This window comes from Escherichia sp. TC-EC600-tetX4, from assembly GCF_019356055.1.
In the GTDB taxonomy this organism is placed as follows: Bacteria; Pseudomonadota; Gammaproteobacteria; order Enterobacterales; family Enterobacteriaceae.
The window spans coordinates 3,517,463-3,532,106 of sequence record NZ_CP079924.1; the positions used below are offsets into that span (position 1 = coordinate 3,517,463).

11 protein-coding genes and 4 pseudogenes are annotated in these 14,644 nt (G+C 54.6%); 11 read left to right on the plus strand and 4 right to left on the minus strand.

The genetic code is table 11. The features are described 5' to 3' along the window. Positions 1 to 62 precede the first annotated feature (62 nt). From prpB to codA, 6 genes are all read left to right on the plus strand, one after another. Positions 63 to 953 (plus strand): methylisocitrate lyase, encoded by an 891-nt coding sequence (gene prpB / locus KXD89_RS17105; protein ID WP_000052206.1) that lies wholly within the window; start codon positions 63 to 65, stop codon positions 951 to 953. A gap of 439 nt (positions 954 to 1,392) precedes the next feature. After that, on the plus strand, positions 1,393 to 2,562 hold the full coding sequence (gene prpC, locus KXD89_RS17110; RefSeq protein ID WP_001285927.1) for a 2-methylcitrate synthase: 1,170 nt from the start codon (positions 1,393 to 1,395) through the stop codon (positions 2,560 to 2,562). 33 nt (positions 2,563 to 2,595) lie between these two features. Further along, complete coding sequence (gene prpD, locus KXD89_RS17115) at positions 2,596 to 4,047, plus strand: 2-methylcitrate dehydratase (protein WP_001275859.1); 1,452 nt, start codon at positions 2,596 to 2,598, stop codon at positions 4,045 to 4,047. Between the two features lie 39 nt (positions 4,048 to 4,086). Then, on the plus strand, positions 4,087 to 5,973 hold the full coding sequence (prpE, locus tag KXD89_RS17120; protein ID WP_000010288.1) for a propionate--CoA ligase: 1,887 nt from the start codon (positions 4,087 to 4,089) through the stop codon (positions 5,971 to 5,973). Positions 5,974 to 6,302: 329 nt separating this feature from the next. Further along, positions 6,303 to 7,562 (plus strand): cytosine permease, encoded by a 1,260-nt coding sequence (gene codB, locus KXD89_RS17125; protein ID WP_000076233.1) that lies wholly within the window; start codon positions 6,303 to 6,305, stop codon positions 7,560 to 7,562. Beyond that, positions 7,552 to 8,835, plus strand: coding sequence for a cytosine/isoguanine deaminase (gene codA, locus KXD89_RS17130; protein ID WP_001301240.1), 1,284 nt, complete (start codon positions 7,552 to 7,554; stop codon positions 8,833 to 8,835). The genes codB and codA overlap by 11 nt, the downstream gene beginning before the upstream one ends. A gap of 136 nt (positions 8,836 to 8,971) precedes the next feature. Here codA and KXD89_RS22590 read toward each other — a convergent pair. After that, a pseudogene (locus KXD89_RS22590) lies at positions 8,972 to 9,055 on the minus strand (hypothetical protein); the annotation flags it as partial. Between the two features lie 9 nt (positions 9,056 to 9,064). Here KXD89_RS22590 and KXD89_RS22595 point away from each other — a divergent pair. Then, positions 9,065 to 9,144, plus strand: a pseudogene (locus KXD89_RS22595) (hypothetical protein); the annotation flags it as partial. A 27-nt stretch (positions 9,145 to 9,171) separates the two neighbouring features. On the opposite strand, the pseudogene KXD89_RS17135 reads toward KXD89_RS22595, so the two are convergent. Continuing rightward, positions 9,172 to 9,438 (minus strand): annotated as a pseudogene (locus KXD89_RS17135) (LysR substrate-binding domain-containing protein); the annotation flags it as partial. Between the two features lie 54 nt (positions 9,439 to 9,492). Between KXD89_RS17135 and KXD89_RS17140 the strand changes: the two are divergent. After that, complete coding sequence (locus tag KXD89_RS17140; protein WP_001300563.1) at positions 9,493 to 10,605, plus strand: IS4-like element IS421 family transposase; 1,113 nt, start codon at positions 9,493 to 9,495, stop codon at positions 10,603 to 10,605. 170 nt (positions 10,606 to 10,775) lie between these two features. Here KXD89_RS17140 and cynR read toward each other — a convergent pair. Further along, positions 10,776 to 11,420 (minus strand): annotated as a pseudogene (gene cynR / locus KXD89_RS17145) (transcriptional regulator CynR); the annotation flags it as partial. Between the two features lie 108 nt (positions 11,421 to 11,528). On the opposite strand from cynR, the gene cynT reads away from it, so the two are divergent. Genes cynT through cynX form a run of 3 tightly spaced genes read left to right on the plus strand, consistent with a single transcriptional unit; the run spans position 11,529 to position 13,876 of the window. Then, on the plus strand, positions 11,529 to 12,188 hold the full coding sequence (gene cynT / locus KXD89_RS17150; protein WP_000658652.1) for a carbonic anhydrase CynT: 660 nt from the start codon (positions 11,529 to 11,531) through the stop codon (positions 12,186 to 12,188). Positions 12,189 to 12,218: 30 nt separating this feature from the next. Continuing rightward, positions 12,219 to 12,689: a cyanase gene (gene cynS / locus KXD89_RS17155; protein ID WP_000616243.1), complete on the plus strand. Its 471-nt coding sequence runs from the start codon at positions 12,219 to 12,221 to the stop codon at positions 12,687 to 12,689. A 32-nt stretch (positions 12,690 to 12,721) separates the two neighbouring features. After that, on the plus strand, positions 12,722 to 13,876 hold the full coding sequence (gene cynX / locus KXD89_RS17160; RefSeq protein ID WP_000927953.1) for a cyanate transporter CynX: 1,155 nt from the start codon (positions 12,722 to 12,724) through the stop codon (positions 13,874 to 13,876). Positions 13,877 to 13,978: 102 nt separating this feature from the next. Here cynX and lacA read toward each other — a convergent pair whose 3' ends face one another. Next, complete coding sequence (lacA, locus tag KXD89_RS17165) at positions 13,979 to 14,590, minus strand: galactoside O-acetyltransferase (RefSeq protein WP_001335915.1); 612 nt, start codon at positions 14,588 to 14,590, stop codon at positions 13,979 to 13,981. Between the last annotated feature and the right edge of the window lie 54 nt (positions 14,591 to 14,644).

Genomic DNA, 14,644 nt, shown 5'->3' on the forward strand with positions numbered 1-14,644 from the left:
TGGCACACCCCTTGCTTTGTCTTTATCAACGCAAATAACAAGTTGATAACAAAGGATGGGCTATGTCTCTACACTCTCCAGGTAAAGCGTTTCGCGCTGCACTGACTAAAGAAAATCCATTGCAGATTGTTGGCACCATCAACGCTAATCATGCGCTGTTGGCGCAGCGTGCCGGATATCAGGCAATTTATCTTTCTGGCGGTGGCGTGGCGGCAGGTTCGCTGGGGCTGCCCGATCTCGGTATTTCTACCCTTGATGATGTGCTGACCGACATTCGCCGTATCACCGACGTTTGTTCGCTGCCGCTGCTGGTGGATGCGGATATCGGTTTTGGTTCTTCGGCCTTTAACGTGGCGCGCACCGTGAAATCGATGATTAAAGCCGGTGCGGCAGGATTGCATATTGAAGATCAGGTTGGTGCGAAACGCTGCGGTCATCGTCCGAATAAAGCGATCGTCTCGAAAGAAGAGATGGTGGATCGGATCCGCGCGGCGGTGGATGCGAAAACCGATCCTGATTTTGTGATCATGGCGCGCACCGATGCTCTGGCGGTAGAGGGGCTGGATGCGGCGATCGAGCGTGCGCAGGCCTATGTTGAAGCGGGTGCCGAGATGTTGTTCCCGGAGGCGATTACCGAACTCGCCATGTACCGCCAGTTTGCCGATGCGGTGCAGGTGCCGATCCTCGCCAACATCACCGAATTTGGTGCCACGCCGCTGTTTACCACCGACGAATTACGCAGCGCCCATGTCGCAATGGCGCTGTACCCACTTTCAGCGTTCCGCGCCATGAACCGCGCCGCTGAACATGTCTACAACGTCCTGCGCCAGGAAGGCACGCAGAAAAGCGTCATCGACACCATGCAGACCCGCAACGAGCTGTACGAAAGCATCAACTACTACCAGTACGAAGAGAAGCTCGACAACCTGTTTGCCCGTAGCCAGGTGAAATAAAAAACGCCCGTTGATTGTATTCGACAGCCGATGCCTGATGCGTCGCTGACGCGACTTATCAGGCCTACGAGGTGCACTGAACTGTAGGTCGGATAAGACGGATGGCGTCGCATCCGACAACCGATGCCTGATGCGCCGCTGACGTGACTTATCAGGCCTACGGGGTGCACTGAACTGTAGGTCGGATAAGACGCATAGCGTCGCATCCGACAACCGATGCCTGATGCGCCGCTGACGCGACTTATCAGGCCTACGGGGTGCACTGAACTGTAGGTCGGATAAGACGCATAGCGTCGCATCCGACAACCGATGCCTGATGCGCCGCTGACGCGACTTATCAGGCCTACGGGGTGAACTGAACTGTAGGTCGGATAAGACGCATAGCGTCGCATCCGACAACAATCTCGACCCTACAAATGATAACAATGACGAGGACAACATGAGCGACACAACGATCCTGCAAAACAGTACCCATGTCATTAAACCGAAAAAATCTGTGGCACTTTCTGGCGTTCCGGCGGGCAATACGGCGCTCTGCACCGTGGGTAAAAGTGGCAATGACCTGCATTACCGCGGCTACGATATTCTTGATCTGGCGAAACATTGCGAATTTGAAGAAGTGGCGCATCTGCTGATCCACGGCAAACTGCCGACCCGTGACGAACTCGCCGCTTACAAAACGAAACTGAAAGCCCTGCGCGGTTTACCGGCTAACGTGCGTACCGTGCTGGAAGCCTTACCGGCGGCGTCGCACCCGATGGATGTTATGCGCACCGGTGTTTCCGCGCTCGGCTGCACGCTGCCAGAAAAAGAGGGGCATACCGTCTCTGGCGCGCGGGATATTGCCGACAAACTGCTGGCGTCGCTTAGCTCGATTCTCCTTTATTGGTATCACTACAGCCACAACGGCGAACGCATCCAACCGGAAACCGATGACGACTCCATCGGCGGTCACTTCCTGCATCTGCTGCACGGCGAAAAGCCATCGCAAAGCTGGGAAAAGGCGATGCATATCTCGCTGGTGCTGTACGCCGAACACGAGTTTAACGCCTCCACCTTTACCAGTCGGGTGATTGCGGGCACCGGCTCTGATATGTATTCCGCGATTATTGGCGCGATTGGCGCACTGCGCGGGCCAAAACACGGCGGGGCGAATGAAGTGTCGCTGGAGATCCAGCAACGCTACGAAACGCCGGACGAAGCCGAAGCAGATATCCGCAAGCGCGTGGAAAACAAAGAAGTGGTCATTGGTTTTGGTCATCCGGTTTACACCATCGCTGACCCGCGCCACCAGGTGATTAAACGTGTGGCGAAGCAGCTCTCGCAGGAAGGCGGCTCGCTGAAGATGTACAACATCGCCGATCGCCTGGAAACGGTGATGTGGGAGAGCAAAAAGATGTTCCCCAATCTCGACTGGTTCTCTGCTGTTTCCTACAACATGATGGGCGTTCCCACCGAGATGTTCACACCACTGTTTGTTATCGCCCGCGTCACCGGCTGGGCGGCGCACATTATCGAACAACGTCAGGACAACAAAATTATCCGTCCTTCCGCCAATTATGTTGGACCGGAAGACCGCCCGTTTGTCGCGCTGGATAAGCGCCAGTAAACCTCTACGAATAACAATAAGGAAACGTACCCAATGTCAGCTCAAATCAACAACATCCGCCCGGAATTTGATCGTGAAATCGTTGATATCGTCGATTACGTCATGAACTACGAAATCAGCTCTAAAGTGGCCTACGACACCGCACATTACTGCCTGCTCGACACGCTCGGCTGCGGTCTGGAAGCTCTCGAATACCCGGCCTGTAAAAAACTGCTGGGGCCAATTGTTCCCGGCACCGTCGTACCCAACGGCGTGCGCGTCCCCGGAACTCAGTTCCAGCTCGACCCCGTCCAGGCGGCATTTAACATCGGCGCGATGATCCGCTGGCTCGATTTCAACGATACCTGGCTGGCGGCGGAGTGGGGCCATCCTTCCGACAACCTCGGCGGCATTCTGGCAACGGCGGACTGGCTTTCGCGCAACGCGGTCGCCAGCGGCAAAGCGCCGTTGACCATGAAACAGGTGCTGACCGCAATGATCAAAGCCCATGAAATTCAGGGCTGCATCGCGCTGGAAAACTCCTTTAACCGCGTCGGCCTCGACCACGTTCTGTTAGTGAAAGTGGCTTCCACCGCCGTGGTCGCCGAAATGCTCGGCCTGACCCGCGAGGAAATTCTCAACGCCGTTTCGCTGGCGTGGGTGGACGGTCAGTCGCTGCGCACCTATCGCCATGCGCCGAACACCGGCACGCGTAAATCCTGGGCGGCGGGCGATGCCACTTCCCGCGCGGTACGTCTGGCACTGATGGCGAAAACGGGCGAAATGGGTTACCCGTCAGCCCTGACTGCGCCGGTGTGGGGCTTCTACGACGTCTCCTTTAAAGGTGAATCGTTCCGCTTCCAGCGCCCGTACGGTTCCTACGTTATGGAAAATGTGCTGTTCAAAATCTCCTTCCCGGCGGAGTTCCACTCCCAGACGGCAGTTGAAGCAGCGATGACGCTCTATGAACAGATGCAGGCAGCAGGCAAAACGGCGGCGGATATCGAAAAAGTGACCATTCGCACCCACGAAGCCTGTATTCGCATCATCGACAAAAAAGGGCCGCTCAATAACCCGGCAGACCGCGATCACTGCATTCAGTACATGGTGGCGATCCCGCTGCTATTCGGGCGCTTAACGGCGGCAGATTACGAGGACAACGTTGCGCAAGATAAACGCATTGACGCCCTGCGCGAGAAGATCAATTGCTTTGAAGATCCGGCATTTACCGCTGACTACCACGACCCGGAAAAACGCGCCATCGCCAATGCCATTACCCTTGAGTTCACCGACGGCACACGATTTGAAGAAGTGGTGGTGGAGTACCCCATTGGTCATGCTCGCCGCCGTCAGGATGGTATTCCGAAACTGGTCGATAAATTCAAAATCAATCTCGCGCGCCAGTTCCCGACTCGCCAACAGCAGCGCATTCTGGAGGTTTCTCTCGACAGAGCTCGCCTGGAACAGATGCCGGTCAATGAGTATCTCGACCTGTACGTCATTTAAGTAAACGGCGGTAAGGCGTAAGTTCAACAGGAGAGCATTATGTCTTTTAGCGAATTTTATCAGCGTTCGATTAACGAACCGGAGCAGTTCTGGGCCGAGCAGGCCCGGCGTATTGACTGGCAGACGCCCTTTACGCAAACGCTCGATCACAGCAATCCGCCGTTTGCCCGTTGGTTTTGTGAAGGCCGAACCAACTTGTGCCACAACGCCATCGACCGCTGGCTGGAGAAACAGCCAGAGGCGCTGGCGCTGATTGCCGTCTCTTCGGAAACAGAAGAAGAGCGCACCTTTACCTTTCGTCAGCTGCATGACGAAGTGAACGCGGTGGCCTCAATGTTGCGTTCATTGGGTGTGCAGCGCGGCGATCGGGTGCTGGTGTATATGCCGATGATTGCCGAAGCGCATATTACTCTGCTGGCCTGCGCGCGCATTGGCGCTATTCACTCGGTGGTGTTTGGTGGATTTGCCTCGCACAGCGTGGCGGCGCGAATTGATGACGCTAAACCGGTGCTGATTGTCTCGGCTGATGCCGGAGCGCGCGGTGGCAAAATCATTCCCTATAAAAAATTGCTCGACGATGCGATAAGTCAGGCGCAGCACCAGCCACGCCATGTTTTGCTGGTGGATCGCGGGCTGGCGAAAATGGCGCGCGTCAGCGGGCGGGATGTCGATTTCGCGTCGTTGCGCCATCAACACATCGGCGCGCGGGTACCGGTGGCGTGGCTGGAATCCAACGAAACCTCCTGCATTCTCTACACTTCCGGCACGACCGGCAAACCTAAAGGCGTGCAGCGTGACGTCGGCGGATATGCGGTGGCGCTGGCGACCTCGATGGACACCATTTTTGGCGGCAAAGCGGGCAGCGTGTTCTTTTGCGCATCGGATATCGGCTGGGTGGTGGGGCATTCGTATATCGTTTACGCGCCGCTGCTGGCGGGGATGGCGACTATCGTTTACGAAGGATTGCCGACCTGGCCGGACTGCGGCGTGTGGTGGACAATCGTCGAGAAATATCAGGTTAGCCGGATGTTCTCAGCGCCGACCGCCATTCGCGTGCTGAAAAAATTCCCTACCGCTGAAATTCGCAAACACGATCTCTCGTCGCTGGAAGTGCTCTATCTGGCTGGAGAACCGCTGGACGAGCCGACCGCCAGTTGGGTGAGCAATACGCTGGATGTGCCGGTCATCGACAACTACTGGCAGACCGAATCCGGCTGGCCGATTATGGCGATTGCTCGCGGTCTGGACGACAGGCCGACGCGTCTGGGAAGCCCCGGTGTGCCGATGTATGGCTATAACGTGCAGTTGCTTAATGAAGTCACCGGCGAACCGTGTGGCGTCAACGAGAAAGGGATGCTGGTGGTGGAAGGGCCGCTGCCGCCGGGGTGTATTCAGACCATCTGGGGCGACGACGGCCGCTTTGTGAAGACTTACTGGTCGCTGTTTTCCCGCCCGGTGTACGCCACCTTTGACTGGGGCATCCGTGACGCTGACGGTTATCACTTTATTCTCGGGCGCACTGACGATGTAATTAACGTTGCCGGGCATCGGCTGGGGACGCGCGAGATTGAAGAGAGTATCTCCAGCCATCCGGGCGTTGCCGAAGTGGCGGTGGTTGGGGTGAAAGATGCGCTGAAAGGGCAGGTGGCGGTGGCGTTTGTCATTCCGAAAGAGAGCGACAGTCTGGAAGATCGTGATGTGGCGCACTCGCAAGAGAAGGCGATTATGGCGCTGGTGGACAGCCAGATTGGCAACTTTGGCCGCCCGGCGCACGTCTGGTTTGTCTCGCAATTGCCAAAAACGCGATCCGGAAAAATGCTGCGCCGCACGATCCAGGCGATTTGCGAAGGACGCGATCCTGGAGATCTGACGACCATTGATGATCCTGCGTCGTTGGATCAGATCCGCCAGGCGATGGAAGAGTAGGTTATTGTCGGATGCGTCGCGCGGTGCATCCGGCACTGTGTGCCGATGCCTGATGCGACGCTGACGCGTTTTATCATGCCTACGGACCTGAACCGTAGGTCGGATAAGGCGCTCGCGTCGCATCCGACACCATGCTCAGATGCCTGATGCGACGCTGACGCGTCTTATCAGGCCTACCCACTGTTTTTACACCGATAATTTTTCCCCCACCTTTTTGCACTCATTCATATAAAAAATATATTTCCCCACGAAAACGATTGCTTTTTATCTTCAGATGAATAGAATGCGGCGGATTTTTTGGGTTTCAAACAGCAAAAAGGGGGAATTTCGTGTCGCAAGATAACAACTTTAGCCAGGGGCCAGTCCCGCAGTCGGCGCGGAAAGGGGTATTGGCATTGACGTTCGTCATGCTGGGATTAACCTTCTTTTCCGCCAGTATGTGGACCGGCGGCACTCTCGGAACCGGTCTTAGCTATCATGATTTCTTCCTCGCAGTTCTCATCGGTAATCTTCTCCTCGGTATTTACACTTCATTTCTCGGTTACATTGGCGCAAAAACCGGCCTGACCACTCATCTTCTTGCTCGCTTCTCGTTTGGTGTTAAAGGCTCATGGCTGCCTTCACTGCTACTGGGCGGAACTCAGGTTGGCTGGTTTGGCGTCGGTGTGGCGATGTTTGCCATTCCGGTGGGTAAGGCAACCGGGCTGGATATTAATTTGCTGATTGCCGTTTCCGGTTTACTGATGACCGTCACCGTCTTTTTTGGCATTTCGGCGCTGACGGTTCTTTCGGTGATTGCGGTTCCGGCTATCGCCTGCCTGGGCGGTTATTCCGTGTGGCTGGCTGTTAACGGCATGGGCGGCCTGGACGCATTAAAAGCGGTCGTTCCCGCACAACCGTTAGATTTCAATGTCGCGCTGGCGCTGGTTGTGGGGTCATTTATCAGTGCGGGTACGCTCACCGCTGACTTTGTCCGGTTTGGTCGCAATGCCAAACTGGCGGTGCTGGTGGCGATGGTGGCCTTTTTCCTCGGCAACTCGTTGATGTTTATTTTCGGTGCAGCGGGCGCTGCGGCACTGGGCATGGCGGATATCTCTGATGTGATGATTGCTCAGGGCCTGCTGCTGCCTGCGATTGTGGTGCTGGGGCTGAATATCTGGACCACCAACGATAACGCACTCTATGCGTCGGGTTTAGGTTTCGCCAACATTACCGGGATGTCGAGCAAAACCCTTTCGGTAATCAACGGTATTATCGGTACGGTCTGCGCATTATGGCTGTATAACAATTTTGTCGGCTGGTTGACCTTCCTTTCGGCAGCTATTCCTCCAGTGGGTGGCGTGATCATCGCCGACTATCTGATGAACCGTCGCCGCTATGAGCACTTTGCGACCACGCGTATGATGAGTGTCAATTGGGTGGCGATTCTGGCGGTCGCCTTGGGGATTGCTGCAGGCCACTGGTTACCGGGAATTGTTCCGGTCAACGCGGTATTAGGTGGCGCGCTGAGCTATCTGATCCTTAACCCGATTTTGAATCGTAAAACGACAGCAGCAATGACGCATGTGGAGGCTAACAGTGTCGAATAACGCTTTACAAACAATTATTAACGCCCGGTTACCAGGCGAAGAGGGGCTGTGGCAGATTCATCTGCAGGACGGAAAAATCAGCGCCATTGATGCGCAATCCGGCGTGATGCCCATAACTGAAAACAGCCTGGATGCCGAACAAGGTTTAGTTATACCGCCGTTTGTGGAGCCACATATTCACCTGGACACCACGCAAACCGCCGGACAACCGAACTGGAATCAGTCCGGCACGCTGTTTGAAGGCATTGAACGCTGGGCCGAGCGCAAAGCGTTATTAACCCATGACGATGTGAAACAACGCGCATGGCAAACGCTGAAATGGCAGATTGCCAACGGCATTCAGCATGTGCGTACCCATGTCGATGTTTCGGATGCAACGCTAACTGCGCTGAAAGCAATGCTGGAAGTGAAGCAGGAAGTCGCGCCGTGGATTGATCTGCAAATCGTCGCCTTCCCTCAGGAAGGGATTTTGTCGTATCCCAACGGTGAAGCGTTGCTGGAAGAGGCGTTACGCTTAGGGGCAGATGTAGTGGGGGCGATTCCGCATTTTGAATTTACCCGTGAATACGGCGTGGAGTCGCTGCATAAAACCTTCGCCCTGGCGCAAAAATACGACCGTCTCATCGACGTTCACTGTGATGAGATCGATGACGAGCAGTCGCGCTTTGTCGAAACCGTTGCTGCCCTGGCGCACCATGAAGGCATGGGCGCGCGAGTCACCGCCAGCCACACCACGGCAATGCACTCCTATAACGGGGCGTATACCTCACGCCTGTTCCGCTTGCTGAAAATGTCCGGTATTAACTTTGTCGCCAACCCGCTGGTCAATATTCATCTGCAAGGACGTTTCGATACGTATCCAAAACGTCGCGGCATCACGCGCGTTAAAGAGATGCTGGAGTCCGGCATTAACGTCTGCTTTGGTCACGATGATGTCTTCGATCCGTGGTATCCGCTGGGAACGGCGAATATGCTGCAAGTGCTGCATATGGGGCTGCATGTTTGCCAGTTGATGGGCTACGGGCAGATTAACGATGGCCTGAATTTAATCACCCACCACAGCGCAAGGACGTTGAATTTGCAGGATTACGGCATTGCCGCCGGAAACAGCGCCAACCTGATTATCCTGCCGGCTGAAAATGGGTTTGATGCGCTGCGCCGTCAGGTTCCGGTACGTTATTCGGTACGTGGCGGCAAGGTGATTGCCAGCACACAACCGGCACAAACCACCGTATATCTGGAGCAGCCAGAAGCCATCGATTACAAACGTTGAACGACTGGGTTACAGCGAGCTTAGTTTATGCCGGATGCGGCGTGAACGCCTTATCCGGCCTACGTAGAGCACTGAACTCGTAGGCCTGATAAGCGTAGCGCATCAGGCAATTCCAGCCGCTGATCTGTGTCAGCGGCTACCGTGATTCATTCCCGCCAACAACCGCGCATTCCTCCAACGCCATGTGCAAAAATGCCTTCGCAGCGGCTGTCTGCCAGCTGTAGTTTATGCCGGATGCGGCGTGAACGCCTTATCCGGCCTACGTAGAGCACTGAACTCGTAGGCCTGATAAGCGTAGCGCATCAGGCAATTCCAGCCGCAGACCTGTGTCAGCGGCTACCGTGATTCATTTCCGCCAACAACCGCGCATTTATCCAACGCCATGTGCAAAAATGCCTTCGCGGCGGCTGTCTGCCAGCTATTTTTCCGCCGCAACAAAACCGCCGTTCTCTCCAGTAGTGGCGGGGCAAGAGAAATAGCTTTAAGCCCGTCATGTTGTGTGGCAATCGCTGCTGGTAACAATGTGGAAAGGGAAGTGCGGCGAATCAGCTCCAGAACCGCGCTAATTGAGTTCGCCTCAATGACCACCTGTGGATGTAGCCCATAAGCGCTAACTTAAGGGTTGTGGTATTACGCCTGATATGATTTAACGTGCCGATGAATTACTCTCACGATAACTGGTCAGCAATTCTGGCCCATATTGGTAAGCCCGAAGAACTGGATACTTCGGCACGTAATGCCGGGGCTCTAACCCGCCGCCGCGAAATTCGTGATGCTGCAACTCTGCTACGTCTGGGGCTGGCTTACGGCCCCGGGGGGATGTCATTACGTGAAGTCACTGCATGGGCTCAGCTCCATGACGTTGCAACATTATCTGACGTGGCTCTCCTGAAGCGGCTGCGGAATGCCGCCGACTGGTTTGGCATACTTGCCGCACAAACACTTGCTGTACGCGCCGCAGTTACGGGTTGTACAAGCGGAAAGAGATTGCGTCTTGTCGATGGAACAGCAATCAGTGCGCCCGGGGGCGGCAGCGCTGAATGGCGACTACATATGGGATATGATCCTCATACCTGTCAGTTCACTGATTTTGAGCTAACCGACAGCAGAGACGCTGAACGGCTGGACCGATTTGCGCAAACGGCAGACGAGATACGCATTGCTGACCGGGGATTCGGTTCGCGTCCCGAATGTATCCGCTCACTTGCTTTTGGAGAAGCTGATTATATCGTCCGGGTTCACTGGCGAGGATTGCGCTGGTTAACTGCAGAAGGAATGCGCTTTGACATGATGGGTTTTCTGCGCGGGCTGGATTGCGGTAAGAACGGTGAAACCACTGTAATGATAGGCAATTCAGGTAATAAAAAAGCCGGAGCTCCCTTTCCGGCACGTCTCATTGCCGTATCACTTCCTCCCGAAAAAGCATTAATCAGTAAAACCCGACTGCTCAGCGAGAATCGTCGAAAAGGACGAGTAGTTCAGGCGGAAACGCTGGAAGCAGCGGGCCATGTGCTATTGCTAACATCATTACCGGAAGATGAATATTCAGCAGAGCAAGTGGCTGATTGTTACCGTCTGCGATGGCAAATTGAACTGGCTTTTAAGCGGCTCAAAAGTTTGCTGCACCTGGATGCTTTGCGTGCAAAGGAACCTGAACTCGCGAAAGCGTGGATATTTGCTAATCTACTCGCCGCATTTTTAATTGACGACATAATCCAGCCATCGCTGGATTTCCCCCCCAGAAGTGCCGGATCCGAAAAGAAGAACTAACTCGTTGTGGAGAATAACAAAAATGGTCATCTGGAGCTTACAGGTGGCCATTCGTGGGACAGTATCCCTGACAGCCTACAAAACGCAATTGAAGAACGCGAGGCATCGTCTTAACGAGGCACCGAGGCGTCGCATTCTTCAGATGGTTCAACCCTTAAGTTAGCGCTTATGGGATGTAGCCCCGCTTTCTCGCAGTAGTGGTCAATTTGCTCTCTGGTGGCAAATTCCGCGCTGAGCAGGACCAGTTTTTCATCATGCAAGCGACTCAACGCCACCTGTTCATGGACGGCCAGCGGATGATGTTGCGCCACGACTAACGCTAAACTTTCTGTCAGTAAAGGAATTGCCTCCAGCTCCGGCGAATGCACAGGCGCGAAGGCAATCCCAACGTCCAACTCGTCGCGGCAAAGCATATCCTCGATTTTCTCCTGCGACATTTCCTGTAGCTGGAGCGTGATGCTGGGATAGCGCGCATAGAAATCCGCCATTAAGGGGCCGATAAAGTAGCTCGTAAAGGTGGGGGTGACGGCGATACGCAGCGATCCTCGCGTCAGATCGGCAACATCATGAATCGCCCGTTTACCCGCCCCCAGTTCCTGTAACGCCCGGCTGGCGTACTGTCGCCAGACTTCTCCTGCATCAGTGAGACGAATCGTTCGCCCGCTACGGTCAAACAGCGGCACGCCTAAACTCTCCTCTAACTGGCGAATCTGCTGGGAAAGCGCAGGTTGGGAGACGTGCAACGCACTGGCGGCACGGGTGAAGCTGCCATGTTCAGCCACGGCAAGAAAATAATTGATATGTCGAGAGAGCATTCGCAACCTATAAGTAAATCCAATGGAACTCATCATAAATGAGACTTTTACCTTATGACAATCGGCGAGTAGTCTGCCTCTCATTCCAGAGACAGACAGAGGTTAACGGTGAAAGAGATTATTGATGGATTCCTTAAATTCCAGCGCGAGGCATTTCCGAAGCGGGAAGCCTTGTTTAAACAGCTGGCGACACAGCAAAGCCCGCGCACACTTTTTATCTCCTGCTCCGACAGCCGTCTGGTCCCTGAGCTGGTGACGCAACGTGAGCCTGGCGATCTGTTCGTTATTCGCAACGCGGGCAATATCGTCCCTTCCTACGGGCCGGAACCCGGTGGCGTTTCTGCTTCGGTGGAGTATGCCGTCGCTGCGCTTCGGGTATCTGACATTGTGATTTGTGGTCATTCCAACTGTGGCGCGATGACCGCCATTGCCAGCTGTCAGTGCATGGACCATATGCCTGCCGTCTCCCACTGGCTGCGTTATGCCGATTCAGCCCGCGTCGTTAATGAGGCGCGCCCGCATTCCGATTTACCGTCAAAAGCTGCGGCGATGGTACGTGAAAACGTCATTGCTCAGTTGGCTAATTTGCAAACTCATCCATCGGTGCGCCTGGCGCTCGAAGAGGGGCGGATCGCCCTGCACGGCTGGGTCTACGACATTGAAAGCGGCAGCATCGCAGCTTTTGACGGCGCAACCCGCCAGTTTGTGCCACTGGCCGCTAATCCTCGCGTTTGTGCCATACCGCTACGCCAACCGACCGCAGCGTAACCTTATTTTTAAACCATCAGGAGTTCCACCATGATTCAGTCACAAATTAACCGCAATATTCGTCTTGATCTTGCCGATGCCATTTTGCTCAGCAAAGCTAAAAAAGATCTCTCATTTGCCGAGATTGCCGACGGCACCGGTCTGGCAGAAGCCTTTGTAACCGCGGCTTTGCTGGGTCAGCAGGCGCTTCCTGCCGACGCCGCCCGCCTGGTCGGGGCGAAGCTGGATCTCGACGAAGACTCCATTCTACTGTTGCAGATGATTCCACTGCGTGGCTGCATTGATGACCGTATTCCAACTGACCCAACGATGTATCGTTTCTATGAAATGTTGCAGGTGTACGGTACAACCCTGAAAGCGTTGGTTCATGAGAAATTTGGCGATGGCATTATTAGCGCGATTAACTTCAAACTCGACGTTAAGAAAGTGGCGGACCCGGAAGGTGGCGAACGTGCGGTCATCACCTTAGATGGTAAATATCTGCCGACCAAACCGTTCTGACAGCCATGCGCAACCATCAAAAGACGTTCACGATGCTGCTGGTACTGGTGCTGATTGGTCTTAATATGCGACCACTGCTCACCTCCGTCGGGCCACTGCTACCGCAATTGCGCCAGGCGAGCGGAATGAGCTTTAGCGTGGCTGCCCTGTTGACCGCTCTGCCGGTGGTTACCATGGGCGGGCTGGCGCTGGCCGGAAGCTGGCTTCATCAGCATGTCAGCGAACGTCGCAGTGTCGCCATCAGTCTGTTGCTGATTGCCGTCGGTGCATTGATGCGTGAGCTTTACCCGCAAAGTGCGCTGCTGCTTAGCAGCGCACTGCTTGGTGGGGTGGGGATCGGCATCATTCAGGCGGTGATGCCTTCGGTGATTAAACGGCGGTTTCAGCAGCGCACGCCACTGGTGATGGGGCTGTGGTCCGCGGCTCTGATGGGCGGCGGTGGGCTTGGTGCCGCCATAACGCCCTGGTTAGTTCAACATAGCGAAACCTGGTATCAAACACTCGCCTGGTGGGCGCTGCCTGCCGTTGTTGCGCTCTTTGCCTGGTGGTGGCAAAGCGCCCGCGAGGTCGCCTCTTCCCACAAGACAACAACCACTCCGGTTCGCGTGGTATTCACTCCCCGCGCGTGGACGCTGGGTGTTTACTTCGGTCTGATTAACGGCGGTTACGCCAGCCTGATTGCCTGGTTACCCGCTTTCTATATTGAGATTGGTGCCAGCGCGCAGTACAGCGGTTCCTTACTGGCATTGATGACGCTTGGGCAAGCCGCAGGAGCTTTGCTGATGCCTGCTATGGCTCGCCATCAGGATCGGCGCAAACTGTTAATGCTGGCGCTGGTGTTACAACTGGTGGGGTTCTGCGGCTTTATCTGGCTGCCGATGCAATTGCCGGTATTGTGGGCGATGGTGTGTGGGTTAGGTCTGGGCGGCGCGTTTCCGCTCTGTTTGCTGCTGGCGCTCGATCACTCTGTGCAACCGGCTATTGCTGGCAAGCTGGTGGCGTTTATGCAGGGAATCGGTTTTATCATCGCCGGGCTTGCCCCGTGGTTTTCTGGCGTGCTGCGTAGTATCAGCGGCAATTACCTGATGGACTGGGCATTTCATGCGCTGTGCGTCGTTGGGCTGATGATCATAACCCTGCGTTTTGCACCAGTACGTTTTCCGCAGCTGTGGGTCAAAGAGGCATGATGCGACGCTTGTTCCTGCGCTTTGTTCATGCCGGATGCGGCTAATGTAGATCGCTGAACTTGTAGGCCTGATAAGCGCAGCGTATCAGGCAATTTTTATAATTTAAACTGACGATTCAACTTTATAATCTTTGAAATAATAGTGCTTATCCCGGTCGTTTATTTCGCGAATAACCCGACAAGGAACGCCAGCCGCCACGACGTTTGGTGGAATGTCTTTTGTGACGATACTACCCGCGCCAATAACAGAATTATCCCCGATGGTGACGCCTGGATTAATAACCACATGACTTCCGATCCAGACGTTATTGCCAATCGTTATCGGAAAAGAGTACATCTCGCCGTTTTTTCTCAATTCATGGTGTACAGGGTGTCCCGTAACGGAAAGAGTAACGTTGGGTGCAATCAGTACGTTATCACCGATTGTTACCGTGTAGTCATCGACAATGGTTAAATTGAAATTTGCATAAAAATTGCGGCCTATATGGATGTTGGAACCGTAAGAGAAATAGACAGGCGGTTCTACCCAGGCGTTTTCCCCTACCGTGGCAAACATTTCTTTAATCAGGCTTTCTCTTTTTTCAACTTCTGATGGATGCGAGTGATTAAACTCATACATTAACGTTTTCCCACGAAGTCTTTTTTCCGGTAAGCCTTCGCACATATCGGTAAATAGCTTGCCTGCTCTTATTCTTTCGGTCATTGGCATGTTCAATGCGATCACTCCGTTATGATATGTTGGTCGGATAAGGCGCTCGCGCCGCATCCG

Coding starts and splice junctions, on each gene's coding strand:
- prpB (WP_000052206.1), top strand. CDS start 63: ATGTCTCTACACTCTCCAGGTAAAGCGTTTCGCGCTGCACTGACTAAA.
- prpC (WP_001285927.1), top strand. CDS start 1,393: ATGAGCGACACAACGATCCTGCAAAACAGTACCCATGTCATTAAACCG.
- prpD (WP_001275859.1), top strand. CDS start 2,596: ATGTCAGCTCAAATCAACAACATCCGCCCGGAATTTGATCGTGAAATC.
- prpE (WP_000010288.1), top strand. CDS start 4,087: ATGTCTTTTAGCGAATTTTATCAGCGTTCGATTAACGAACCGGAGCAG.
- KXD89_RS17140 (WP_001300563.1), top strand. CDS start 9,493: ATGAATTACTCTCACGATAACTGGTCAGCAATTCTGGCCCATATTGGT.
- cynS (WP_000616243.1), top strand. CDS start 12,219: ATGATTCAGTCACAAATTAACCGCAATATTCGTCTTGATCTTGCCGAT.
- cynX (WP_000927953.1), top strand. CDS start 12,722: ATGCTGCTGGTACTGGTGCTGATTGGTCTTAATATGCGACCACTGCTC.